Annotated in this window: 18 protein-coding genes; 10 read left to right on the plus strand and 8 right to left on the minus strand. The window is 71.2% G+C overall.

Annotated elements, in window-relative coordinates:
* Positions 1–212: 212 nt before the first annotated feature.
* The 4 genes from dnaN to clpB all read left to right on the plus strand — a co-directional run bounded on the left by dnaN (position 213) and on the right by clpB (position 8,350).
* Positions 213–1,343 carry a DNA polymerase III subunit beta gene (dnaN, locus tag WMF46_RS43685; RefSeq protein ID WP_437982631.1) on the plus strand — a complete coding sequence of 377 codons (1,131 nt, stop codon included), beginning with the start codon at positions 213–215 and terminating at the stop codon, positions 1,341–1,343.
* On the plus strand, positions 1,340–2,491 hold the full coding sequence (gene recF, locus WMF46_RS43690) for a DNA replication/repair protein RecF (RefSeq protein WP_437982632.1): 1,152 nt from the start codon (positions 1,340–1,342) through the stop codon (positions 2,489–2,491). Before dnaN ends, recF begins: the two co-directional genes overlap by 4 nt.
* Positions 2,492–2,924: 433 nt before the next feature.
* Positions 2,925–5,423 carry a DNA topoisomerase (ATP-hydrolyzing) subunit B gene (gene gyrB / locus WMF46_RS43695; RefSeq protein ID WP_437982633.1) on the plus strand — a complete coding sequence of 833 codons (2,499 nt, stop codon included), beginning with the start codon at positions 2,925–2,927 and terminating at the stop codon, positions 5,421–5,423.
* Between the two features lie 317 nt (positions 5,424–5,740).
* Positions 5,741–8,350 (plus strand): ATP-dependent chaperone ClpB, encoded by a 2,610-nt coding sequence (gene clpB / locus WMF46_RS43700; RefSeq protein WP_437982634.1) that lies wholly within the window; start codon positions 5,741–5,743, stop codon positions 8,348–8,350.
* A gap of 61 nt (positions 8,351–8,411) precedes the next feature.
* Here the strand turns inward: clpB and WMF46_RS43705 are convergent, their stop codons facing one another.
* From WMF46_RS43705 to WMF46_RS43730, 6 genes are all read right to left on the minus strand, one after another.
* Positions 8,412–9,653, minus strand: coding sequence for a CinA family nicotinamide mononucleotide deamidase-related protein (locus tag WMF46_RS43705; RefSeq protein WP_437982635.1), 1,242 nt, complete (start codon positions 9,651–9,653; stop codon positions 8,412–8,414).
* A 245-nt stretch (positions 9,654–9,898) separates the two neighbouring features.
* Positions 9,899–10,771: a formylglycine-generating enzyme family protein gene (locus WMF46_RS43710; RefSeq protein WP_437982636.1), complete on the minus strand. Its 873-nt coding sequence runs from the start codon at positions 10,769–10,771 to the stop codon at positions 9,899–9,901.
* Positions 10,772–10,801: 30 nt separating this feature from the next.
* The gene (locus tag WMF46_RS43715; RefSeq protein ID WP_437982637.1) at positions 10,802–12,364 is read right to left on the minus strand and encodes a carboxypeptidase-like regulatory domain-containing protein; all 1,563 of its coding nucleotides are present in this window, start codon (positions 12,362–12,364) and stop codon (positions 10,802–10,804) included.
* Positions 12,361–13,074 (minus strand): hypothetical protein, encoded by a 714-nt coding sequence (locus WMF46_RS43720; RefSeq protein WP_437982638.1) that lies wholly within the window; start codon positions 13,072–13,074, stop codon positions 12,361–12,363. Before WMF46_RS43720 ends, WMF46_RS43715 begins: the two co-directional genes overlap by 4 nt.
* Before the next feature lie 50 nt (positions 13,075–13,124).
* Positions 13,125–13,697 (minus strand): cytochrome c-type biogenesis protein, encoded by a 573-nt coding sequence (locus WMF46_RS43725; protein ID WP_437742437.1) that lies wholly within the window; start codon positions 13,695–13,697, stop codon positions 13,125–13,127.
* Positions 13,694–15,988, minus strand: coding sequence for a heme lyase CcmF/NrfE family subunit (locus WMF46_RS43730; RefSeq protein ID WP_437982639.1), 2,295 nt, complete (start codon positions 15,986–15,988; stop codon positions 13,694–13,696). The genes WMF46_RS43725 and WMF46_RS43730 overlap by 4 nt, the downstream gene beginning before the upstream one ends.
* A 158-nt stretch (positions 15,989–16,146) precedes the next feature.
* Between WMF46_RS43730 and WMF46_RS43735 the strand changes: the two genes are divergently transcribed.
* Both WMF46_RS43735 and WMF46_RS43740 read left to right on the plus strand, forming a co-directional pair.
* Positions 16,147–17,409 carry a LeuA family protein gene (locus WMF46_RS43735; RefSeq protein WP_437982640.1) on the plus strand — a complete coding sequence of 421 codons (1,263 nt, stop codon included), beginning with the start codon at positions 16,147–16,149 and terminating at the stop codon, positions 17,407–17,409.
* An 88-nt stretch (positions 17,410–17,497) separates the two neighbouring features.
* Positions 17,498–20,497, plus strand: a complete 3,000-nt coding sequence (locus tag WMF46_RS43740; RefSeq protein WP_437982641.1) for a carboxypeptidase regulatory-like domain-containing protein — start codon at positions 17,498–17,500, stop codon at positions 20,495–20,497.
* Between the two features lie 9 nt (positions 20,498–20,506).
* Here WMF46_RS43740 and WMF46_RS43745 read toward each other — a convergent pair whose 3' ends face one another.
* Complete coding sequence (locus tag WMF46_RS43745) at positions 20,507–20,899, minus strand: hypothetical protein (protein WP_437546895.1); 393 nt, start codon at positions 20,897–20,899, stop codon at positions 20,507–20,509.
* Positions 20,900–21,117: 218 nt separating this feature from the next.
* Between WMF46_RS43745 and WMF46_RS43750 the strand changes: the two genes are divergently transcribed.
* Entirely contained in the window at positions 21,118–21,873 is a 756-nt protein-coding gene (locus WMF46_RS43750) for an HAD family hydrolase (protein ID WP_437982642.1), read from the plus strand.
* On the plus strand, positions 21,870–23,174 hold the full coding sequence (locus WMF46_RS43755; RefSeq protein ID WP_437982643.1) for a hypothetical protein: 1,305 nt from the start codon (positions 21,870–21,872) through the stop codon (positions 23,172–23,174). Before WMF46_RS43750 ends, WMF46_RS43755 begins: the two co-directional genes overlap by 4 nt.
* Before the next feature lie 45 nt (positions 23,175–23,219).
* On the opposite strand, the gene WMF46_RS43760 is transcribed toward WMF46_RS43755, so the two are convergent.
* On the minus strand, positions 23,220–23,666 hold the full coding sequence (locus WMF46_RS43760; RefSeq protein ID WP_437982644.1) for an acyl-CoA thioesterase: 447 nt from the start codon (positions 23,664–23,666) through the stop codon (positions 23,220–23,222).
* A gap of 151 nt (positions 23,667–23,817) precedes the next feature.
* Here WMF46_RS43760 and hpt point away from each other — a divergent pair, with 151 nt between their 5' ends.
* The gene (gene hpt / locus WMF46_RS43765; protein WP_437982645.1) at positions 23,818–24,339 is read left to right on the plus strand and encodes a hypoxanthine phosphoribosyltransferase; all 522 of its coding nucleotides are present in this window, start codon (positions 23,818–23,820) and stop codon (positions 24,337–24,339) included.
* Entirely contained in the window at positions 24,336–24,668 is a 333-nt protein-coding gene (locus tag WMF46_RS43770; protein WP_437982646.1) for a tetratricopeptide repeat protein, read from the plus strand. The genes hpt and WMF46_RS43770 overlap by 4 nt, the downstream gene beginning before the upstream one ends.
* Positions 24,669–24,699: the final 31 nt, after the last annotated feature.

Here is a 24,699-nt window from a genome sequence, read left to right on the forward strand (position 1 = left end):
GTCCATTTACCCCAGGGCGTTCGCTTCTAACTCGTTGTATTTGTTGCGCATTCTGAGTTATCCCCGCCCTCCACAGCGCCTACGACGAAGACGATGTCTTTATCTATCTATTTCATGGAAAGAAGAGGCGTTGCGCAAGGTCACGCGAGCGCTCATTTCCAGCGCACCCCCGGGCGATAACCCTGCTAAAGGGAGCGGCTCCGGAGTCGGCTATGGACCTTGTGATCCCCAAGAAAGATCTGCTTCGCCTCGTCGCGCGCTGCCAAGGCGTGGCGGACAAAAAGAGCGCGATGCCCGCGCTCGCCAACGTCCTGCTCGCCGCCGAGGGCAACGCGGTCCGCGTCGCCGCGACCGACCTGTACATCGGCGTCACCGGCCAGACCCACGCGGACATCAAGACCGGCGGCACCGTCGCCGTCCCGGCCAGGGACCTGCTGGAGCGCGTGAAGGCCATGCCCGATGGTCCGATCCAGATCACCACCACCGAGGGCGCGCACACGTCGCTCAAGGCCGTGGGATCGCCCCGGCGCTACACGCTCCCCGGGCTCCCCGGCTCGGAGTTCCCGCAGCTGCCCGCCCCGGCGGTGGACGCGCCCTCGCTGGAGCTCCCCGTCGAGCAGCTCGCGCTCCTGATCACCCGGACCCACTTCTCGATCTCCACCGACGAGACCCGCGCCCACGTGAACAGCGCCCTGTTCGAGTGGGCCGGCGATCGCGTCAGGATGGTGACCACCGACGGCCATCGCCTCTCCAAGATGGAGGCGACCGTGTCGGGCAGCTCCGCGACGGCCACCATGCTCATCCCGCTCAAGGCGATCACGGAGCTCCGCCGCCTCGCCGAGGAGGCGCGCGCCGAGAAGGAGACCCCGATGGTCGCCATCACCCAGAGCGGGCCGAACGCCTTCTTCAACATCGCCGGGATGCAGTTCTCGGTGAAGCTCGTCGACGCGCAGTTCCCGCCCTACCAGCAGGTCATCCCGTCGGTCACCGAGCGCTCGGTCCGCGCCCCCCGCGTCGCGTTCGCCGAGGCCCTCCGCGCCATCGCGCTCGCCGCCAACGACCGCACCGGCGGCGTCAAGCTGTCGATCGCGCCGGGGACGCTCCGGATCACCAGCGAGAGCCCCGACACCGGCGCCGGCTTCGACGAGGTGGCCGTCGACTACAGCGGACCCGAGGTCACCATCGGCTTCAACGCGAAGTACTTCCTCGACGTGCTCGCCTCGATCGACGACGAGGAGGTCATCCTCGGCATCTCCGGCGAGCTCGACCCCGCCGTGATCCGGCCCGGCAGCGAGTCGAACCAGCAGAGCTACGTCGCCGTCATCATGCCGATGCGGATTTGAGCGCGCCCTCCGACGAGCCCGAGGGGCCCTCCCCGAGCCTCCTCCTCGAGCGGCTCCACATCCGCGAGTTCCGGAACCTCGGCCGCGTCGACGTCGAGCCCGCGCCGCGCATCAACGTGATCGCCGGCAACAACGGGCAGGGCAAGACGAGCCTGCTCGAGGCGATCTACTTCGCCGCGACCTCGAGGAGCTTCCGCACCCACCGGCTGGCCGAGCTGGTCCGCCACGGCGCCCCCATCGCGAGCGCGCGGGCGCGCTTCGTCGAGCGCCGGGACGCGCTGCAGCCGCTCGCGCGCGAGCAGACGGCCGCCGTGGAGAACAAGCGGTGCGTCGTGCGCATCGACGGCAACCGGCCCCCGAGCCTGGCGAGCTTCGCGACGCGATCGCCGGTCGTCGCCTTCCACGCGGAGGAGCTCGCGCTGTCCACCGGGCCCGCGAGCGCGCGGCGCACGCTGCTCGATCGCCTGGCGCTCTTCATGGACCCGCAGAGCGCCGACCACCGGGCGCGCTATGCGCAGGCGCTCCGCGCGCGCCACGAGCTGCTCCACCGCGGCGGGGGCGCGCAGACCCAGGTGAGCGCCGAGCTCGACGCGTTCGAGGCGCTCTGCGCCCTCCATGGCGCGGCGCTGACCCGCGCCCGCGAGGCCGCCGTCCAGGCGCTGGCGCCGGAGCTCACGCACGCCTTCGCCCGCATCGCCGCGCCCGACCTGACGCTGGCCGCGCGGTACGCGCCGGGCGGCAGCGGCGACGCCGAGCAGGCCCGCGACGCGCTGCGCGAGCACCGCCGCCGTGACGCGCACCGGCCGAGCGCGGGCTACGGCCCCCACCGAGACGACCTGCTGCTCGAGCTCGATGGCCACCCCGCCCGCGTTGTCGCCTCCCAGGGCCAGCATAGGGCCCTCACGCTCGCGCTCAAGGCAGCAGAGACCGCTGCCATCGCTTCCGTCCGGGGCGTAGAACCGATCCTCTTGCTCGACGACGTGTCGAGCGAGCTCGATCCGGACCGGACCGCCGCGCTGTTCATGTTCCTCGGAATGGCGCGCGGACAGGTATTCCTGACGACCACGCGGCGCGAGCTCATCGTCACGCCGGGCGTACCTTCCTCGGAGCGGCGCGATTTCCACGTCGAAGGCGGTGCGGTCGGCTGACGTTCGTCGCGGGCGCGCCGGCTGCCGGACGCCGCGGCGCGCCGCGCGATGGACGAACGTCAGCCGACCGCGCCGCGACCGCCGTCAAACGCGTTGATCCTGGCCCCGGAGCGCGCGAGTTGGGATGCTCCGGACGCGCCCGCGACGGGCACCGAAAATACGGTGTTACGAGCCTTCCGGACCCGGCGAAACGCTTGCCCGAGCCCCTGATTTCGGCTACATTTCCGCAGTCTTTACGGGGCATCGACGGGCGGTCCGCACATGAACGCTCGTGGCCCCGGAATCGATCCGGCGCCGCGGCCGCGGCGCCCGGGTCTCACCAGACGAGCTGCCATCGAGCCGGCCCCTCCACTGCAAGAACTCCGGCAATCCGAGCGGCCTCCGCCGCTCTGCGCCCCCGGTGAGAGGCGGCGGGCGCGCCACCAGGACCGAGATGACGGAACCCACCCTGAGCCAGCCGACCGACCTCACCAAGGCGTCGTATGACGCCCACAGCATCACGGCGCTCGAAGGCCTTGAAGCGGTGCGAAAGCGACCCGGCATGTACATCGGCGATGTGCACGACGGATCGGGGCTCCACCACCTTGTCTGGGAGGCCATCGACAACGCTGTCGACGAGCACCTCGCCGGCGCCTGCACGGAGATCAGGGTCACCGTCCACTTCGACGGCTCGGTGTCGATCGAGGACAACGGCCGCGGGATCCCGGTCGGGATGCACGCCAAGGGCATGAGCGCGGCAGAGGTCGTCATGACCGTCCTCCACGCCGGCGGCAAGTTCGACAACTCCAGCTACAAGGTCTCTGCGGGCTTGCACGGCGTCGGCGTGAGCGCCGTGAACGCCGTCTCCGAGTGGCTGAAGCTCGAGATCAAGCGCGAAGGAAAGCTCTGGTTTCAGGAGTACGCCCGGGGCGTGCCGAAGGCGCCGCTCAAGGGGATCGGCGTGACGGACAAGACGGGGACGAAGCTCACCTTCAAGCCCGATCCGCTCGTCTTCAGCACGGTCGAGTTCAGCTTCGACATCCTCGCGAGCCGCCTGCGCGAGCTCGCGTTCCTGAACGCCGGGCTCATCATCCACCTCCACGACCAGCGCCCCGACGGGAGAGCGGAGATCTACGAGTACAAGGGGGGCATCTCCGAGTTCGTGTCGCTGCTCAACAAGACCAAGGAGCCGATTCACGACGACGTGATCAGCTTCGTGTCGCAGCATGAGGTCGGCGCCACGGGCGACGGCGCGAACGGCCGCGGCAGCTCCGCGGCTCCGCCGGTCGGCGTGGAGGTCGCGCTGCAGTGGAATGGCTCCTATACGGAAGCCATCTTCTGTTACACGAACAACGTCCACAACAGGGATGGCGGCACCCACCTCACCGGGCTCCGCGCCGCGCTCACGAAGACGATCAACAACTACGGGAGCGCGCACAACCTCTTCAAGGAGCTGAAGCAGGGCCTGCAGGGCGAGGACGCGCGTGAGGGCCTGACGTGCGTGCTCAGCATCAAGCACCCGGACCCGTCGTTCGACTCGCAGACGAAATCCAAGCTCGTGTCGAGCGAGGTCAAGGGCATCGTCGAGGCCGCCGTCAGCGACAAGCTCGGGCAGTACTTCGAAGAGAACCCCCAGAGCGCGAAGAAGATCATCGAGAAGGCGGTCGTCGCGGCGAAGGCGCGCGAGGCGGCCCGCAAGGCGCGCGAGGTGATCCGCAAGGGCTCGCTCGACGTGACCTCGCTCTCGGGCAAGCTCGCCGACTGCCAGTCCAAGGACCCGGAGAAGAGCGAGATCTACATCGTCGAGGGCGAGAGCGCCGGCGGCAGCGCCAAGATGGGGCGCGACCGGCACTTCCAGGCGATCCTCCCGCTGAAGGGGAAGATCCTGAACGTCGAGCGCGCGCGGCTCGACCGCATGCTGAGCTCCGCCGAGGTCGGCACGCTGATCACCGCGCTCGGTTGCGGGATCAACGACGCCGGCGGCTTCGAGATCGACAAGCTCCGTTACCAGAAGATCATCCTGATGACGGACGCCGACGTCGACGGCTCCCACATCCGCACGTTGCTGCTGACCTTCTTCTTCCGGCAGATGCCGGAGATCATGGAGAAGGGGTACCTGTTCATCGCGCAGCCGCCGCTCTACCGCGTGCGCAAGGGCAAGCGGGACCTGTACCTGAAGGACCAGGGCGCCCTCGACGAGTTCCTCGTGGGCAACGCCGTGGACGGGCTCGAGATCGTCGCCAGCGGCGCCCAGACGGGCATCGCGGGCCAGCCGCTCTACCGGCTGGCGCAGCGGCTGAAGCGGTTCCGCGCCGTGCTCTCCAACATCGACAAGCGCTGTGACGCGCGGATCGTGGCGGCGCTGCTGCGGTCCAGCGGGCTCGGGCGCGACGACCTGCGCGAGACCAAGAAGGTCGCCGCGGCCGCCGACGAGCTCCGCGCCTACCTGAAGCAGCGCTATCCGGACCTGTTCCCGCTCACGCTGTCGACGCCCCGGGACACGGAGCACGGGACGAGCCGGATCGAGGTCGTGCCGCGCCCGGGCGCGAGCGCGCGAAAGAGCGTCATCGACTGGGATCTGGTGAACTCGCCGGAGTACCAGGAAGCCTGGTCGATCGAGCAGGACCTCCGGTCCATCGGCGCGGCCCCGTACCGGGCGCGCACCTCGAGCGGCGAGGAGACCATCGAGAACGGAGAGTCGCTCGTCGACTTCATCGAGGAGCGCGGCAAGAAGGGCATCTCGATCAGCCGTTACAAGGGCCTCGGCGAGATGAACGCCGACGAGCTCTGGGAAACGACGATGAACCCGGACGCTCGGACTCTCCTCCAGGTCCGCATCGACGATGCGGTGAAGACGGACGAGCTCTTCACGATCCTGATGGGGGATCAGGTCGAGCCGCGGCGCAACTTCATCGAGCAGAACGCGCTCAACGTGAAGAACCTCGATATCTGAGCCCGCGTCGCCGGGGCGCGGCTCCTGCGCGCCCCGCGCGGCGCCTGCGCCCGGGGGCGCGGCGACCCGGCTCCGCGCCCGGGCGTGCGGTGCGTCGAGCCCCCGCTCGAGGCGCACGGTCGGGGGTTGACAGGGCGCTGCCGCTGCATCGCTCACCTGCCCTGTTCGCTCGGCACCCCTTCAGCGCCTCTTCGGCGTCCCGTCAGCGCCCTTCAAACGCCCGTCAGCGCCCTTCAGCGCCCGTCAGCATTTTTGGCAAGCCGCTTGCCTGGCTGTCCCCTTGCTAGGCGGGGCACCCGCCTTAGCTTCGAGGGGCCATGAAAATCGAGCGAATGACGACGAAGGCCCAAGAGGCCATACGAGACGCTGTCGATTTCGGCAGCCGTCGGGGAAACCCCGAGCTCTATCCCGAGCACCTTGTGCGGGCGATCGTCAGCCAGGACGGCGGCGTCGGCGCGCCCCTGGTGCAGAAGGCAGGCGCCGATCCGGCAGGCGTGCTGCGCCTCCTCGACGCGAAGATCGACACCTACCCTCGCGTCAGCGGCGGCGCCGAACCGAACCTGTCGAGGCGCGCGCTCACGGTCCTGCAGAAGGCCGAAGACGAGGCGAAGGCGCTCAAGGACGAGTACATCTCGACAGAGCACGTCCTGCTCGCCGGCATCAAGGCCGACAAGGAGATCCAATCGATCTTCGAGCGAGCGGGGCTCTCGTACGACAAGCTCCTCTCGTCGCTCGCGGCCGTGCGCGGCAATCAGCGCGTGACGGACCGGGACCCCGAGGGGAAGTTCCAGGCGCTCGAGAAGTACACACGCGATCTCACGAAGCTCGCTCGACAGGGCAAGATCGATCCGGTGATCGGCCGAGACGAGGAGATCCGGCGCGTCATCCAGGTGCTCTCGCGGCGCACCAAGAACAACCCGGTGCTCATCGGCGAGCCCGGCGTCGGCAAGACGGCGATCGTCGAGGGCATCGCGCAGCGCATCGTCGCGGGCGATGTGCCGGAGTCGCTCAAGGACAAGACCATCGCGGCGCTCGATCTCGCGGCCATGGTCGCAGGCTCGAAGTTCCGAGGGGAGTTCGAGGACCGGCTGAAGGCCGTGCTCAAGGAGATCGAGGGCTCGAACGGCCGCATCATCCTGTTCATCGACGAGCTCCACACGCTGGTGGGCGCCGGCGCGGCCGAGGGCGCCATGGACGCGGCCAACATGCTGAAGCCGGCGCTCGCGCGCGGCGAGCTCCGGTGCATCGGCGCGACCACCCTCGACGAGTACCGCAAGCGGATCGAGAAGGACGCGGCGCTGGAGCGGCGGTTCCAGCAGGTGCTCGTCACGCAGCCCAGCGTCGAGGACACGATCGCCATCCTGCGAGGCCTCAAGGAGAAGTACGAGGTCCACCACGGGATCCGCATCCAGGACGCGGCGCTCGTCGGGGCCGCCGTCCTGTCGAACCGGTACATCACCGAGCGCTTCTTGCCCGACAAGGCGATCGATCTGGTCGACGAGGCGGCGTCGAAGATCCGTATGGAGATCGACAGCCTGCCCACGCCGATCGATCAGGTCGAGCGCGATCTGCTCAAGCTGCAGATGGAAGAACAGGCGCTCAAGCGCGAGAGCGACAAGGCGAGCAAGGTCCGCCTCGACGAGGTGCGGCGCGAGATCGCCGACCTCCAGGGGCAGCGCGACGCGATGCGGGCGCAGTGGATGCGCGAGAAGGAGCTCATCTCCGAGCTGCGCCGGCTCAAGCCGCAGATCGAGGAGCTCCGGCTCGAGGAGGAGCGGCTGAAGCGCGCCGGCGACCTCGGGCGCGCCGCGGAGATCCATTACGGCAAGATCCCGGAGATCGAGAAGAAGCTCGAGTCGATCCGCGCCACCCTCTCCCAGGTGCAGTCGAAGCAGAGCTACCTGAAGGAGGAGGTCACCGACGAGGACATCGCCGCGGTCGTCTCGAAATGGACCGGGATCCCCGTCTCCAAGATGCTCGAGAGCGAGATGCAGAAGCTGCTGCGCCTCGAGGAGGAGCTGCGCCGGCGCGTCGTCGGGCAGGAGGACGCGCTCCGCGCGGTGTCGAACGCCATCCGGCGCTCGAGGGCCGGGCTCGGCGACGAGCGCCGGCCGATCGGATCGTTCCTGTTCCTCGGGCCGACCGGCGTCGGCAAGACCGAGCTCGCGCGCGCGCTCGCCGAGGTCCTCTTCGACGACGAGCGGGCCATGGTGCGGCTCGATATGAGCGAGTACGGGGAGCGCCACGCGGTGGCCAGGCTGATCGGCGCGCCGCCCGGGTACGTCGGCTACGAGGAGGGAGGCCAGCTCACGGAGCCGGTGCGCCGGCGGCCCTACAGCGTGGTGCTGTTCGACGAGATCGAGAAGGCCCACCCGGACATCTGGAACACGCTCCTCCAGGTGCTCGACGATGGACGCCTGACCGACGGCCAGGGGCACACGGTCGATTTCAAGAACACGATCATCATCCTGACATCGAACCTCGGGACGCCGGCGGCCGCGGCGATCGAGGAGCGAGCGAACCTGCCGGCGGACGAGAAGGCCGAGCTCGTGAGGACGGCCGTCATCGAGGAGGTGCGGAAGCACTTCCGCCCGGAGTTCTTGAATCGCCTCGACGATCTCATCGTGTTCCGGCGGCTGGCGCGCGAGCAGATGGAGCAGATCGTCGATATCCAGCTCGATCTGCTGCGAAAGCGCCTGGATCGACGCGGGCTGCTCTTCACCATCTCGCCGGAGGCGAAGGGCTACCTCATCGAGCAGGGGTGGGATCCGCAGTACGGCGCGAGGCCGCTGAAGCGCGCCATCCAGCGGAGCATCGAGGACGAGCTCGCGAAGCGGATCCTCGGCGGCGAGTTCAAGCAGGGAGACACGGTGCGGATCGAGCGCGGGGCCGGAGGGCTCACCTTCACGCGCGCAGCGCCGAACTGACGCTCGCCAGCCCGCCCGCGGCAGCGCTCGACCTGCGCCAGCGCTCGGCCTGCGGCCTGCGTCAGCGCTCAGGAAGATTGCCGGCGATGCGGCGGAGGAGGTCCAGGACGGCGTAGGCGGCGCCAAGCTGGACCTCCTCGCGATCCCCCGAGAACACGCGGTCGCGCACGACGAGGCCGCCGGGGTGCGACACAGCCCAGTAGCAGAGGCCCACCGGCTTGGTCGCCGTGCCGCCCGTCGGGCCGGCGATGCCCGTCACGGAGATGGCGACGTCGACCTCGCAGAGGCGGCGGACGCCCTGCGCCATCTCGGCGGCGACCTCGGCCGACACCGCGCCGTGGCCGCGCAGCGTGTCCTCCGCGACGCCGAGCAGCCGCGTCTTGGCGCTGTTCGCGTAGGTGACCGCGGCGCCAACCAGGTAGTCGCTCGCCGGATAACTGGTGAGCAGGTGAGAGATCAGGCCGCCGGTGCACGACTCCGACACGGCGAGCCTCCAGCCACGGGCGCGCACGGAACGCCCGACCATCTCCGGGAAGGCGTCGCCCCCCTCCCCGTACACGGCGGTGCCGAGCCGCCCGCGGACATCGGCCGTCGCCTTCAAGGCCAGCTCGTGCGCCATCGACTGCGTTGCGGCGCGGGCGTGGACCTTCACGTCGACCTCCGGGTAGTGCACCCGGTAGCCGAGCGTGATGCCGGGATGGGCCTCCTCCACGCCCTTCAGGAGCTCGCCCAGCGTGGACTCGGGAAGGCCGTAGGTGCGGAGGCGGACCTGAAAGGTGTTGTTCGGCGCGGCCGGCCGCACGCGCGGCAGCACCTGCTCGGCGAACATGCTCTTCATCTCCCGCGGTACACCCGGGAGGAAGAACACGGTGGACTCGCCAAGGTGGATGCCGAAGCCGGGCGCGCTGCCGGAGGAGTTCGGGAGGATCTCCGACCCGGCGGGGACCTCGGCCTGCTTCTCGTGGCCCGCGTTCATCGTCTTGCCCCGGCTCTCGACGCGCCGGCGAATGGCGAGCAGCGTGCTCTCGTCGCGCACGAGGTCGGTGCCCATCGCACGGGCCGCGGCCTTCGCGGTGAGGTCGTCGGTCGTGGGACCGAGGCCGCCGGTGGCGATCACCAGCCGGTGCGCGCTCGCGAGCTGGCGGACCGCGGCGACGATGCGATCGATGTCATCGTCGACGGTGCTGGATTCGCTGACCGTGAAGCCCGCTGCGGTGAGCTCGGCAGCGAGCCAGGCCTCGTTGGTGTTGATGATCTCGCCCCGGGTGAGCTCGGTCCCGATCGAGAGAAGCGCGACAGTCATTGGGACTTGGGACTCTAACTCCATCCGGCGCCGCCGGAGCGCGTTTCCGGATTGTTTTGCGGTCGGAATACGAGGTGGTTTTGTCGTCCTACGCCATTTGTCCCCCCACCCCGTTTGTCCCCCTACCCCGTTTGTCCCCCTACCCCGTTTGTCCCCCCACCCCGTTTGTCCCCCTACCCCGTTTGTCCCCCTACCCCGTCCCCTCCCCCACCCGCCCGCCGCCGAGCGGGGCGCGCCTGCGAGCGCTACGGTGGATAGACACACCGGAAGCCGAGATCCGGCGCTCGGGTGGATACCGGGACAAGGCGACGATTCCAGGTGCGGAGCGCCGCCGCGGCTCCATCCGTCCATGATCCGCCGTGGGTTCCCGAGAACTCGCCCTCGAGCGGATCAGGGGCCGCCCACTCGGCAACATTGCCGGCCAGATCGAACACCCGACCGCCCGCGTGCACGGCGGCGCCGTCGGGGCGCGAGCCGGCGAGCTCGGGGCCCGTCGCGCCCCAGCCGCACGGGCCCGCTCGCAGGCCAAAGGCGGCGCGCCGGCAGACCGCGCCGGTGTCGCCCCACGGGTACCGCCGGCCCGAGTCGCCCGCCGCGGCAAAGGCGAGCTGATCCCGCGAAGGGAGCGCCCCGCCCGCGAAGACGCAATAACGAGCCGACTCGGCCAGGGTGACGCCCGTGACGGGGATCCCGGGCTCGCCGCGCAGCGGGAGCGGGGCGCACGCGCCGGCGTCGACGCAAGCGGCGTAGCGCTGCTCGGTGATCTCGAACGCGTCGAGCGAGAACGCCGGGACGAACACCGCGCGCGGCTCGACGATGCCCTGCGCCTCCCAGTCGCTCGGCCCGAGGCGCAGCGTCCCGGAGGCGATGCGGACGGCCGCGCCCGGCGCGACGCAGCCAGCGGCGGTCACCGTGAGGCCCGCGCCGCATCGCCCCGGCGCGCCTGCGCAGCGGCCGGCGTCATCGAGGCGCTGGCCTTCGCCGCAACACCGCGGGCCGAGCGCGACCATCCCCGGCGCGCAGCGCGCCGGCGGCTCCGCGCGATGGAGCGCGAGCGCGACGATGGCGCCGATCAGGAGGGCCGCGCCCGCGGCGAGGCCGGCCTTCCTCCCCGGCATCCGCCCGACGTCCGGTGCTGCCCCCACCCCTCAGGAGCGCGGCGATCCAGCGGCGTCGGCCTTGAGCGCGCCGGCCGCCTCGCGCGCGCCAGCGGCCTTCCCGCGCGCCGGCCTGGCCTCGATCATGGCCACGATGCGCGCGAGCGCGTCGAGGAGCGCCGCACGGACGCGATCGTACGTCTTCGGGCCGACGTCGCCCCGCTTCCGCGCGCGCTCGAGCTCGACGAACTCGTCGAGGAGCGCGTTCCGCGCCTCGAGCAGCTCCCGCCGCTCCTCGTCGTCGGGCCCGCGGTCCTGGTCGCGCCGCCGGACCAGGTTCAGCGCGGCCCCGCCGATCACGGTCGCGCCGGCCAGCACCAGCGCGATCCACCGGCCCACGCCCGGCGTCGGCAGCCCGCCGAGCGTGATCTCGATGACCTTCATCCCGCCCTCCATGCGGGTGCCCTGCATCTCGGTGATCAGGATCTTCTTCCCGTCCCGGTTCTGGGTGCGCTGGGCCGCGGGGAAGCCGGCGACGTTCAGCGTCATCGACTTCGACGCCTCGGCCATCACCCGCATCTGGGCGATGCGCGGCGGCAGCTCGATGCGGATCGTCTGGCGCTCTTCGTTATGGAGCGGGACCTGCCAGCGGAACTGCCCTTCGTGCCGGCCAGGGCTCACGGTGCCGCGCAGCGCCACGCCGGTGCCCTTGACCTCGTCGAAGCGCATCTCCTCGCCCATGCCTTCGGTCTTGTTGAAGGCCTTGTAGTCGCGCGGGAGCGCGAACGTCTCGTTCGGCAGCCAGGCGACGCGGCCGAGGTTGAAGACCTGGAACAGCTGCTCCACCGAGATCGAGTCTTGCCGGAGCTGGAGGTAGACGATGCCCTGCGTCCCGACCATCAGGCCGCTCACGTTCGGCGTGGCGTCGTAGATGTGGAGCACAGCCCGCTTTCCTGCCTCGGCGCTGAGTCCGAAATGCGGGATCGAGAACGTTCCGCCGTCGCGCGTGATCGAGATGCCGTAGCTCGTGCCGCCGGCGATCGCGAGGTTCTCGAGCCGGACGGTGCCCGCGTCGTCCGTCTCGCGGCTGATGCGCTCGCGCGAGTCGCCCTTCGTCACCGAGCTCTGCAAGATGTCGACGTCGACGGAGATGCGAGGGACGGGGTTCCCATCCGCGTCCTGCACGGTGAGCACGAGGACGCCGGGCGGGAGCCCTGTGTCTTCCTGGACGGTGTCATCGGGCGCATCGAACATGCCCGTCAGCTGCTCCGAGGCGCGCCGGGAAGCCGCATTTGCCGCGGGAGGCTTCCCCACCGGCGGATGGCCCGAAGGCAGCGCCTGCCCCACCTCGGGATGCCCCGGCGGGAGCTCGCTCGCCGCGTCGGGCGCGCCCGCGTCCGCCGCTACGGCCGTCGAGGTCGCAGCAGGACCGCCGGCGCCGGCAGGCGTCGCCGCCGGCTTCTCACCCGGCTTCGCCGCTGCGGATTGCGCCGGCGCGGCCTTGTCCGCCGTGGGCTGCGCCGACGCCGCCGGCTGCGCCTGCACCGCCTGCGCGGCGGTGATGCTCAGCGAGGCGATCGCGGCGAGCGCGGTACACCCGGTCCAGCGCATCACGAGGCCCTCCTGCGGTCGTTCTCATCCTCATCGACGCTGGCCGCGGCGTCGTCCGTCGCAGCCGGGTCGTCCTGAGGCGCGCCGAGCGCGCGCTTCGTCCCGCACTTCTTGCAAAACACCGCGTCTTCGTCGTTCAGCGTGCCGCACTCCCCGCACGCCACGCCCTGCGTCGCCGCGGGCTCCGCCGTCGCCGCGGGCTCCGCCGTCGCCGCGGCCTCGTCCGGCTCCTTGGGCGCGCCGTCGTCCTGGAGCCCGGCGCGCCGGAGGTGCCTCTCCACGAGCGCCGCGACCTGCTCGCGCCGCGGCTGCGCGTCGGCGTCCAGCAGGCGGAGGAGCCGCTTCGCCTCGGCGCGGTACCTCGCGACGAGCTCGGCGTAGTCCTCGTCGCTGATCTTCCCGACGCTCCGCTCGAACTCGAGGTCCTTGAGCGCGCGCAGGACGGCCTGCTTCTGCTCCTCCTCCGCGCGCGGCGCGCCGATCGCGTACGCGTCGGCGCCGCTCAGCGGCGTCTCCCCGATCAGCACGCGGAGGCTCGCCCAGAAGATGGCGATGACGGCGACGAGCGCGCCGCCCGCGAGCACGAGGATCGCCGCGGGCGGCCCGGCGACGAGCCCCGCGACGCCGGCGCCGACGAGCGCCGCGAGCGGCGCCCCGAAGCGGGCGTAGTGCACGATCTGCCGCTCCAGCGGCGAGTCAGTACCCCGGGTCACGGTTTCGTCGGCCGTGGCCGAGGTGGCGCTTTTGGCGGGCTGTTCGGCGCTCATTCGCGGTCTTCGCGGTCCAGGCTCTTGAGCTCCTCGTCGAGCTTGTCGTCGTAATCGTCACGGGCGCCGGGGACAACGCCCTTCGCGGATCGCTGCTGGCCGGCGGCGCCCGCCTCGTCGCTGCGCCGCTTCCATCGGCGGAGCGTCGCGACGACGATGCCCGCGCCGACCACGATGGCGCCGAGCGGGAGGAGGTAGAGCAGCCGCTGGCTCCCCTTGTTGGGCGGCACGGCCAGCGCCTCCGCCCCGTAGCGCTCGGCGTAGGCGGCCTGGATGGCCTCGATCGACAGCCCCGACGCGAGCGCCGCGCGGAGCTGGTCGCGGCGCTCGTGCGCGGTGCCGCACGTGCACGTCCCGAGGGTCTCGCGCGGGCAGCCGCACGTGCAGATCAGGCTCCAGAAGAGCTTGCGCTCGATGTCGTTCGCGATGCCGACGACGCCCGAGCGCTGCATCCCCTCGCCGAGCTGCTGGCTGTGGGCGAACTCCGGCGAGCGCAGCAGGACGACGAGGGCGAGGGCGCCCGCGACGAGGAGGGTGATGCCTTGGATGAGTCTTCGCGTGCGGCTCATTCGAACGCCGGCTGCCTCGGTTCGGCAGCGGTCGGGAGGATGGCACCGATCGCGGGCGACCGCCCGGGATCAAGCGACGCGCCGGAGCCCGGGGCGCGGACGTCGCCGTCCGCCGCGCCGGGCGCGACCAAGACAGGCCGCCCGAGCCCCTCCTGGACGGGGTGCCCGTAGGCCTGCGACGGGCCGCCGGCGAGCAGGAAGGCGAACACGACCGACGCGGTGACGGACCCCGCCGCCCGCACATAACCGAACGCGCCGGCCTCCTCGAGCGCGATGTCAGGCCACATCGCGACGAGGGCCCCCAGGATGAGGATGCCCGCGCCGAACCACATGAACGAGATCAGGTTGTTCACGTGGATCTGGAACGAAGCGACCTTCGTCTGGGGGTTCGCCATCCCGATGATCACGTAGAGGTCGTTCTTGACGGTGATGTGCCGCGCGACCTCGGTCGACGGCGCCTCCGGGGACGCCTTGTAGATGAACTTCGCGGGGCTGATCCGGCCGATCGGCGCGCCGTGGCGCTCGACGTCGAGGTCGGCGAAGACCATCCGCTTCTCGCTGTCGACCTCCATGCGCGGGCCGGCGTAGGTGAGGCGGTACTCCTCGATCTGCACGGACTCGCCCGGGTGGAGGCTGATCTCCTTGTCGACGCCCCACGCGCGGCCGGCGAACCCGAGGAACATCACCGAGATGCCGACGTGCACGATGTAGCCGCCGTAGCGGCGCCGCGACCTGGCGACGAGGTTGTAGAAGGAGGTGAAGAGCGGCTCTTTCCCGCGCTTCTGCCGCGCCGCGATGCCGCGGGCGAACTCCTGCGCGACCACGGCGATGTTGAACGCGGCGATGGCCACCGTGAAGAACGGGTAGGTCGACGCGAGCTTCGCGAGCGCGTCGCCGAACTGGCCGGGGTAGATCGGGTCCACGGCGACGAACGGGGCGAATCCCACCCGCTTCCCGAGCGTCAGGTGGAGCGCCACCGTGACGACCGTGGCCAGCACCGGCCAGCGGAAGCTCTTCCGGAAGAGCTCCGGCGACGTCTTCCGCCACCCGAGCAGCGGCGCGACGCCCATGAGCAGGAAGACCACGAGCGCGATCGGGGGCAGCCACATGTTGTAGAACGTCGGCCCGAGCGTCGACTTCTGGTCGAGCAGCCACTCGCTGATGCGCGGCCACACCGTCGCGACCGCGATGAAGATCATGATGCTGAAGAAGCCCCAGTTGTTGAAGAGGAACGCGGCCTCGCGCGACAGCATCGACTCGAACTGCCCGTCGCTGCGCAGCCGCGGCAGGCGGTAGACGATCAGCGCGGTGCACGTGGCCAGGATCACGGCCATGAAGCCGACGAACCAGATGCCGATGCCGGACTGGGCGAACGAGTGGACGCTCGCGATGAGGCCGGACCGCGTGAGCCAGGTGCCGAAGATGGTGAGGAAGAACGTCCCGCAGATGAGCGAGATGTTCCACACCTTCAGCATGCCGCGGCGCTCCTGGATCATCGTCGAGTGGACGTAGGCGCTCGCGGTGAGCCACGGGAGGAACGCGGCGTTCTCGACCGGATCCCAGGCCCACGGGCCGCCCCAGCCGAGCTCCTCGTAAGCCCACAGCATGCCGAGCACGTTGCCGATGGAGAGGAACAGCCAGGAGAAGAGCATCCACTTGCGCGTCGCCACGATCCACTCGCTGTCGAGCCGGCCCGTGGCGAGCGCGGCGATCGCGAACGCGAACGGGACCGCCGCGCTCGTGAAGCCGATGTAGAGGCTCGGCGGGTGGATGATCATGTAGAAGTTGCGCAGCTGGAAGTTCAGCCCGTTGCCGTCGAGCGGGGCGCCCGCCACGCTCGTCCGGAACGGGTTCACCGCGAAGATCATCAGCGCCGCGAAGAAGATCAGGACGCTCATCAGCGTCGCGATGACGTAAGGCTGGAGCTCCAGATACCGGCGCTGCAGCCAGACGACGCAGGTGCCCGAGAAGAGCGCGGTCAGGAACATCCACCAGAGCAGCGAGCCGTCCTGCCCGCCCCAGAGCGCGGCGATGAGGTACGGCGTGCTCATGGCTCGGTCGCTGTACTGCGCGACGTAGGCGATCCGGAAATCGTGGCTGACGAAGGCGTACGCCAGCACGAGCACCGCGAGGCCGACCAGCGCGATCGTGCCGTACGCGCCGAGCCGCGCGGCCTGGAGCAGCCGCGGCCGCCCGCGCGCCGACGCGAGACCGACGGCGAAGGTATACGCCGCGGTGACCAGAATGGCGTAAAGGACGCCGGTCCCGAACTCAGGTAGGGATTGCCACATCGTCGTGGGCGCAAGCTTAGGCTTGCCGGGCGCGCAGGGCCAGCGCACCGCAGCGCGCGACCGATCACCCGCCTTCACCTGCGCCGTGCGTCATGTCGAGCGCCCCGGAAAAGCTTCGCTTCAGGCCCGGCGTCGAGCGCGGCGCACTATAATAGTGCATGGCGATCGCTGCCTCCGGTAACCGCCCGACCGAGCTGATCTACGACTGGAACGAGGTGGGTCGCGTCGGGCGGGTCATCCCGGAGAACATCGGCTTCTTCGACGAGACCCTGCGCGACGGCCTGCAGAACCCCTCGGTCGCCGATCCGAACATCGAGAGCAAGCTCAAGCTGCTCCACCTGATGGCCAAGATCGGTATCCAGATCGCCGACGTCGGCCTGCCCGGCAGCTCGCAGCGGGCGTTCGAGGACGTGCTCCGGATGTGCAGGGAGGTGGCCGACAACAACCTGCCGCTCCGCATCGCCTGCGCAGGCCGCACGGTCGTCTCGGACATCACACCGATGATCGAGATCTCCCAGCGCGCAGGGATCCCTGTGGAGATCTACGCCTTCATCGGATCGAGCCCGATCCGCCAGCTCGCGGAGGCGTGGGACGTCGACCTCATCGCGCAGCGGAGCGCCGCGGCGATCGACGCGGGCGTGAAGGCCGGGCTCCCGGTCGCCTACGTCACGGAGGACACGACGCGCTCGCGCCCCGAGGTGCTGGCGACGCTCTTCAAGGTCGCCATCGACCACGGCGCGTCCCGGCTATGCCTGTGCGATACCGTCGGGCACGCGACGCCGGACGGGGTTCGCAACGTCATCAACTTCACGCGGGCCATCGTCGCGGGGGCCGGGGCGTCGGTCGGCATCGACTGGCACGGCCACAACGATCGCGGCCTCGCGCTCGAGAACGCGATCTGGGCGCTCCAGTTCGGCGCGGACCGGGTGCACGGCACCGCACTCGGGATCGGCGAGCGGGTCGGCAACGCCGCGATGGAGCTCATCCTGCTCAACATGAAGCTCCTCGGCCTCCTCGAGCACCAGGACCTCACCCACCTCCTCGAGTACTGCACGACGGCCGCGCAGGCGGTCGGCTGGGAGGTGCCCATCAATTATCCCCTGGTCGGACGGGACGCCTTCCGCACGGCGACCGGCGTGCACGCGGCGGCCATCATCAAGGCCGAGTCGAAGGGCGACTCCTGGATGGCCGACCGGATCTACTCCGGCGTGCCCGCCGGCATGTTCGGGCGAAAGCAGGAGATCTGCGTGGGCTACATGTCCGGGGCCTCCAACGTGAACTACTGGCTCCGGCAGCGGAAGATCGAGCCCTCCAAGGAGCTCGTCGACGCCATCCTGGCGAAGGCCAAGGCGACGGATCACATCCTGTCCGAGGAGGAGATCCAGGCCGTGATCGAGCTGCACCGCGGCCGCCAGGCCTGATCTCGGGACGCCGGCGCGGCGCCGCGGGATCCGGGAACGGCGGCGGGACGTTCGGCGTTTTCGCGGATCCGGAGTAGAAATCCAGGCCGTGGCCGAGCAGGACAAGCAACCCGCAGCGGAACAGGACAAGCAACTCGCAGCGGAAGCCGACCGGGCCGATCGCCGGTCGCGGCTCGATACCGTCCTGGCCGCGATCGCCGCGCTGGTCTGCTTCTTCGCCGCGACCACGCTGCGCGATCTGGGGCCGCGGTACCTGCCGCGGGCGCCGATCCCGGCGCCGCCGGTGCCCGCGTGGGTGGAAGGGCGCTCGGCAGAGCTCACCGCCACCGTGCGCGACGAGCAGGGGCGCCCGCTGAAGGACGCCACCGTGCGCGTCTTCGCCATGCGCGAGGACCGCGCCTACTTCGCGGGCGAGCTGAAGACCGATCCCTCGGGCGAGGCTCGCTTCGCCGGGCTGCCGTCCGGGGAGGCCTGGATCATGGCGTACGGCGCGGAGCGGGCCCGCGCCTCGACCCGCGTCGCGCTCGAGCCAGGCCCCCGCGCCGTCGACCTCGTGCTGCGGCCCGCGAAGGTGCTGGACGTGCTGGTCGTCGACGAGGCCGAGCGCCCGATCGACGGCGCCGAGGTGACGGTCGCGACCGCCGATCCCCTCCCCTTCGTGGCGACCACCGCCGAAGGCGGCCGCGCGCGGTTCGATCGGCTCGGGGCGGCCCCCTACGTCGTCCGCGCGTCGGCGCTCGGCTTCGAGGACACCGTGCGGACGGGCATCGTGCCCGGGCCGGCGCCGCTCAGGCTCCGCATGGATCGGCTCGGCGCCCTCACGGTCCGCGTGGTGGACGCGGAGGGGCAGCCGGCCGGCGGCGCGACCGTGCTCGCCGCCGGTACCGGGCTGTGGCCAGCGCGCAGCACGACCGCCGACGCGACGGGCGTCGCGAGGATCGCCGGGCTCCGCGACGGGGTGTACGACCTCAAGGCCCGGCGCGGCGCCGCCGTGAGCGCGACCGCGCTGGCCGTGCCCGTGAGGCGCGGCGAGGGCAAGGAGGTGAAGCTCGTCCTCGGGCCGGGCCGCCACGTACGGCTCCTCGTGACCGACGGCGACGGCGAGGACGCGCCGGCCGTGAAGGGCGCGAACGTCGTGCTCGTCGAGCAGGGGCTGTCGGCGTTCCCGCTGCACGGCCGCACGGGCGACGACGGGTCGGTGACGCTCGGGCCCATCGCGCCGGGGTACGCGAGCGCCTCGGCGCTGGCGGCCGGCTTCGTGCCGAGGAACGCCGTGCAGGTCGACGCGGGCGCCACCGAGGTGCGCATCCCCCTGCTCCGCGGCGGCGCGCTCGTGGGTGAGGTCGTCGACGACCGCGGCTACCCGGTCCCGGGCGCGACGATCGAGGTCGTGGGCGCCGACGCCGAGGGGATGCCCATCGACGAGACCACCGCGATGTCCGAGTTCAGGGACGAGCACTTCGAGCGCGCCCTGCCCGGCCCGGCGCCGCTGATCCCCGCGGGCGAGCTCGGGGTCATGCCGGGCCCCATCCCGGACCTGCCGCGTGGCGACGCCGTCCTGCCGGCCGCCTCGGTGCGGTCGGGCGAGCCGTGGGTCACGCGCGCCGACGGCACGTTCCGGGCCGAGCCCGTCACCCCCGGGCGCGTCCACGCCATCGTCCGGCACCCGGAGTACGTCGAGACGCCCAGCGAGATCGTGACCCTGCAGCCGGGCGGCGAGGCCCGCGTGCGCGTTGTGATGCGCCAGGGCGGCCTGCTCGAGGGCCGCGTCCTCGAGGAGGACCGCAAGCCGGTCGCCGGCGCGCGCGTGGAGCTGGCCGCGACCGCCGGCTCGCTCGAGCGGGTGACGTACTCCGCGGACGACGGCACGTTCGCCTTCGCCGCGGTCCCCGACGAGGTGCTCGTCTCGGTCTCCCGGGCCGAGTCGCCAGGCGACGTCGTGGCGCGGCTCGTCGTCGAGGTGCCGGAGCGCGATCGCAAGGAGATCGAGGTCGTCCTCCCGAAGGTGCGCGAGGCGGTGGCCATCCACGTCGCCGACGATCGCGGCTACCCGCTCGATCGCGTGGAGGTGCGCGTGCTCTCGCTCGACGTGGCCGTCCCGCTCCGCAAGACGCTGTTCACGGACGACGACGGCGACGCGCTGCTGCCCGACGCCGCCGGCCTGCCGCTCCGGGTAAGCCTCGTGCGCTCCGGCAAGTCCCCGCGCGTCGAGCAGGTCGACGCCGCGCCGAAGGAGCTGCGGCTCGAGATGGGCGCCGCCCTCAAGGCGACCGGCACCGTGACCGGGCGCGGCGGGCGGGAGCGGCTCGAGGGCGCGCGGATCACGCTGTTCTCGACGACCGGGCCGCGCCGCGCCACGAGCGACGCGGAGGGGGCCTTCACGCTCGCCGACCTCGCGCAGGGCCAGTTCCGCGTGACGGTGAGCCGCGACGGGTACGCGCCGGCGACGCTGCGGGTGACGATCGCCGGCGATCCCGATCGCCCGACGGACCTCGGGCGCATCGACCTGTCCGAGGCGGGAGAGGTCGCCGGCCAGGTCGTCGATCAGCGCGGGGACGCGGTGGCGGGGGCCCGCGTCGCGCGCGACCGCGTGCCGACGTACCTGCCGCTCGGCCCGCTGCCGCCGGGCGTGGCGACCACCGACCGCGACGGGCGGTTCCAGCTCGGCGGGCTGCCCGAGGGCACGGCGATCCTCGAGGCGTACAGCGCGGATCTCGGGCGCGCCGAGTCGCAGCCGGTGCAGGTCCGGGCCGGCAGGACGACCGAGCGCGTGAGGATCGCGCTGCCAGGAGACGGCGCGCGGCAGGATCCGAAGGGCGCAGGGAGCCTGGCGGTGACGCTCGGCGAGGAGCGAAAGACCGTGACCGTGGTGTCGGTGCCCCCGGCGAGCGAGGCCGAGGAGGCCGGCATCGAGCCCGGCGATCGGCTCCTGTCCGTGAACGGCGTCGAGGTGCGCTCCATCGAGGAAGCGCGGCGGCGCCTCACCGGGCCGCTCTCGGAGGATGTCGTGGTTCTGCTCGCGCGCGACGGCGATCGCGGCGAGGCGCGGTGGCTCACGCGGGTGCGGAGGGAGCGGGTGCGGCGATAGCCGCCGAGCTCAGTTCTTCGCCTTCGTCAGCACGATGGCGCGGCCGTCGCCGATCTCCCAGCGCAGCGTCTGATCCGTGGTGAAGCGGAACGCCGCTTCATCGAGCCCTCCCTCGGGGCGGAGGAACGCGACGGTCACCTGATCGCCGTCCGCCTTCGTCACCTTGAAGGTGCCGCTGCGCGGCGTCTCCGCGGGCACGGTCACCGTCACCTTGCTGCCGTTGAACTCGAGCGCCGTTCCCTTCACCCATCCGGTCGCCTTGGTGAGCTGTTCCACAGGGGCGTTCTCGATGGCATCGCCATACCAGCGCCCCTGCAGACGATCGCGAGGGGTCTTCGAGCAGCCCACCACGGCGGTCAGCGCCATCGCCAGGGCCAGAGCGGTCTTGATGCGGTTCTGCATGGGCCTTCCTTCGGAGCCTCGACGGGTCCCGATTTGGAAAATCCTACGAAGAACGGAATGATTAGGCCAACAATGTAGGATATTTCTGCACACTTACGCAGACCCGCAGGGCCCGGCGAAGGGGTGGGGCGCCGCCGCTTCTGGGGAGGGCGAGTTCGCGCTAGGGTTCCGGCCCGAGGAGCCGCGCGGACGGTGCGCGTTTCCACGGCGCGACGACCTTGAGCACGCTGTTTCACGAGAAGCGCCTCGTCCCTCTCGAGCGGACGCGGCTCCTGAGATCCATCGTCGAGCGCGCGGCCGATCGGTCGGAGGGGCCCCCCGTGATCGTCTTCGATCTGGACGGCACCCTCATGGACAACCGGCCGCGGGTGGCCGCGATCCTCCATGAGCTGGCGGAGGAGTGGCGCCGCAAGCACCCGCACGCCGCCGCCCTCCTCGAGCGCGCGTCGCCCGACGGCATCGTGTACGGGTTCCAGGACAACCTGCGGCGGCTCGGCGTCGACGACGAGGCGCTCCACCTGCACGCGTTCGATTTCTGGAGGGCCCGCTTCTTCAACGATCCGCACATCCGGCACGACGTCGAGGTGCCGGGCGCGAGCCAGTACGCGCGCGACTGCCACGCGGCGGGGGCGACCCTCGTGTACCTCACCGGCCGCGACCTGCCGAAGATGGCGCTCGGCTCGTTCGCGAGCCTGCGCGACCTCGGCTTCCCCATCGGGGTCATCGGCACGGAGCTCGTCGTGAAGCCGAGGTTCGAGATGCCCGACACCGAGTTCAAGCGGAGCGTCGCGCCGCAGCTCTCGCGGCTCGGGCGGGTCATCGCGGTGTTCGACAACGAGGCGGCCAACTGCAACCTGCTCCTGGGCTGCCATCCCCGCTGCACCGCGGTCTTCCTGGACACGCAGTGCGCGCCCGACCCGCCGCCGCTCGACGCGCGCGTGCGCGTCATCCACACGTTCGAGCTGGAGCCGTGATCGCCGCGCGCGTCGCCGCGGCCTTCCTGCTGCTCGCCGCCGCCGGGTGCGAGCCGTCGCGCCACGCGCCCGTCGATCCCCTGGACGCCGGCGCGAGCCCGAACGCGAAAATCCTCCCCGCGCCGCTCGCGAACGAGACGCCGGACCTGCTCGACGCGTCCGCCGCCGAGGCGACCGCGAAGATCATCGCCGACGACTACGGCCGGCTCATCATGTCCGAGGCGAGCCCGCAGTCGCCGCTGCCGCTCTCGCCCGCCACCCCCCTGCCGGACGACGCGCTCTCGCCCCGCGAGCTCCCCGGCGTGATGCTCGAGGCGGCGTTCCGCTTCCGTGACGTGCCGCAGCCCCCCAAGGCGCCCGAGGTGGCGGCCTCCGGGATCCACGCGGCGCAGAAGCTCACCGAGCTGACGTGGAAGGTCGAGCTCGCGGAGACGGGCCGGATGCGGGTCCAGTTCACGTCGCGCGCGCTCCCGCTGCCCGCGGGCTCCGAGCTCCGCGCGCGCCACGACGTGTACGGCGAGGTGCTGCTCTGGCCGTCCCTGACCCAGTACCGGGTCGTGCCGCCGGGGGCGCTCCGCACGCTCCTCGGCGAGCGGCGCGTCGACGTGACGCCGCTGTCGACGGGCTCGGCGCGTCCTGTGGGCGACGGCAAGCGGATCGAGATCGACGTCCGCAAGGTCGAGGTGCACGGGAGCCTCGGCGCGCTGTACGTCGAGCTCGGCAGGGTCCCCGAGGCCGGCGACGGGGGGCCGCTGCTCTGCCGGGCGCTGCTGGAGATCGTCGGCGTGGATCCGAAGTCGCCCGAGTGCGTGGCCGGCGAGGTGCCGCTCTACGCGAGTTATGCCTGGCAAGGCGGCGGCGGCGTCGCGTTCGAGGTCACGTCGATCGCCCGGCGAACGGACCTGATCTCGACCGACATGCTCATGCCGCCCCCGAGCGCCGCGTACGCCGCCGCCGGGCTCCCGTCGGCGCAGGGCGGCGTCTTCCTGACGCGCGACGAGCTCGCGGCCATCCGATCAGAGCCGCTCCAGCTGCCCGCGAGCGTCGACCCGGGCGCGCCCGGCGAGGGGTTCGTCGCGGTCAACCAGACGGACGCGCTGCTCTACCTGCTCGTCGACGGGATCCCCGCGGTCGCCGTGCCTCCGGCGAGCGAGCGCTACGTGATCGGGCCCCTGCGCGGGCGCTACGTCGTCCAGTGGCGCACGTTCCTCGGCGAGCGCATCGAGCCGCCGCAGACGGTCGAGATGCCGGCGCGCATCGTGCACAGCGGGGCCGAGGCCGGGGCGGCGGACGGCGGCTGAAGCGGGGCGGCGGACGGCGGCTGTAGCGGGGCGGCGTCCCCTGCCCTAGCGCTCGGCCGTCGTCTCGGGGCTCGCCAGGAGCTGGACGATGTCGTCCGGGATCCGCGTCAGCGTCAGGTTCGATCCCAGGCACGCAAGGAGGATGTCGCCGTCGCAGATCACGTCCTCGCCCCGGAGGATCCGGTAGCTGAAGCGCGCGGTGACGCGCTGGACCTCGCGGCAGGTCGTCTCGACGACGAGGTCGTCGCCGAACCGCGCGGCCTGGCGGTACTTGATCCGCAGCTCCGCGACGGCGAGGTGAAGGTCGCGCCGCACCATCTCCTCGTAGGAGAGGCCGCGGCGCTTCAGCCAGTCGATGCGGCCAGCCTCCAGGTAGATGACGTAGTTCGCGTGGTGGACGATGCCCATGAGATCCGTCTCGCAGAAGCGGACGGCCAGGGGCGTGCGCGAGGTGAGGTGCGGGGGCGCGTCGGGCGGAGAAGGGAGCGGCATCGCGGGAGGCGCAGAGACTAACCCAGTTTCGACCCGGGCAGCAGCAGAGCGACCACGCGACATCAGCGGCGCGACATGGGATCGCCGCGCGCGGCGACGGAGGGTCCGCCTGGGCGCTGGTGGCGCGGGCGCCGCGATGTTAGCGGGCACCATGGCGAATGTCCGGACGCTCCTGTCCGCCGAACAGATCGGCGCTCGCGTGCGCGACCTCGGCGCGCAGATCACCCGGGACTACGCGGAGCGCCGGCTCGTGCTCGTCTCCGTGCTCAAGGGGAGCTTCGTGTTCACCGCTGACATCGCGCGCCACGTCGACCTGCCGGTGCGCATCGAGTTCCTCGGCGTGCGCAGCTACGGCGAGGGCACGGCCTCGACGGGCGTCGTCCAGATCACGCAGGACCTCACCCGCCCGATCGAGGGCGAGGACATCCTCCTCATCGAGGACATCGTGGATACGGGCCTCACGATCTCGCACCTGCTCCAGCTCTTCCGCACGAGGATGCCGAACAGCGTGAAGGTCTGCGCGCTCCTGCACAAGCCGGCGCGCGCGCGGGTCGAGGTGCCCATCGACTACCTGGGCTTCACGATCGAGGACAAATTCGTGGTCGGCTACGGGCTCGACTGGGCCGAGCGCTATCGGAACCTGCCGTTCATCGGGGTTGTGGAGGCGACGTGAGCAAGCGGCTGCTGATGCTCGAGAAGATGACCCGGGATGGGTCGAAGGATCCGTTTCACTGGTACGCGCTCGCGCTGGAGTACGCGGGCCAGGGCCGCCACGACGACGCGCTCGCCACGTTCGTCGCGCTCCGGGCGATGGATCCGGCGTATGTGCCGATGTACCTCATGTGCGGGACGACGCTGGTGAAGGCGGGCCGCCTCGACGAGGGGCGCGCCTGGCTGGCCGACGGCATCGTGGTCGCGCGCAGCAAGGGAGATCAGCACGCGCTGAGCGAGCTCCAGCAGGCCCTCGCCGGCGCGGGCGGCGACGACGACGACGACGCGTGACGCCGTGACGGATGGGCCGGCCGGCGCCGCG

It is taken from the genome of Sorangium sp. So ce117 (assembly GCF_051524395.1).
Lineage (GTDB): Bacteria > Myxococcota_A > Polyangia > Polyangiales > Polyangiaceae > Sorangium > Sorangium cellulosum_B.

Bases quoted from the DNA above. Each gene is read 5' to 3' on its own strand.
- WMF46_RS43710 (WP_437982636.1), bottom strand. From the start codon at position 10,771: ATGCCGGGGAGGAAGGCCGGCCTCGCCGCGGGCGCGGCCCTCCTGATC.
- hpt (WP_437982645.1), top strand. From the start codon at position 23,818: ATGGCGAATGTCCGGACGCTCCTGTCCGCCGAACAGATCGGCGCTCGC.
- WMF46_RS43705 (WP_437982635.1), bottom strand. From the start codon at position 9,653: ATGACTGTCGCGCTTCTCTCGATCGGGACCGAGCTCACCCGGGGCGAG.
- WMF46_RS43730 (WP_437982639.1), bottom strand. From the start codon at position 15,988: ATGTGGCAATCCCTACCTGAGTTCGGGACCGGCGTCCTTTACGCCATT.
- WMF46_RS43760 (WP_437982644.1), bottom strand. From the start codon at position 23,666: ATGCCGCTCCCTTCTCCGCCCGACGCGCCCCCGCACCTCACCTCGCGC.
- WMF46_RS43745 (WP_437546895.1), bottom strand. From the start codon at position 20,899: ATGCAGAACCGCATCAAGACCGCTCTGGCCCTGGCGATGGCGCTGACC.
- WMF46_RS43735 (WP_437982640.1), top strand. From the start codon at position 16,147: ATGGCGATCGCTGCCTCCGGTAACCGCCCGACCGAGCTGATCTACGAC.
- dnaN (WP_437982631.1), top strand. From the start codon at position 213: ATGGACCTTGTGATCCCCAAGAAAGATCTGCTTCGCCTCGTCGCGCGC.
- WMF46_RS43725 (WP_437742437.1), bottom strand. From the start codon at position 13,697: ATGAGCCGCACGCGAAGACTCATCCAAGGCATCACCCTCCTCGTCGCG.
- gyrB (WP_437982633.1), top strand. From the start codon at position 2,925: ATGACGGAACCCACCCTGAGCCAGCCGACCGACCTCACCAAGGCGTCG.
- clpB (WP_437982634.1), top strand. From the start codon at position 5,741: ATGAAAATCGAGCGAATGACGACGAAGGCCCAAGAGGCCATACGAGAC.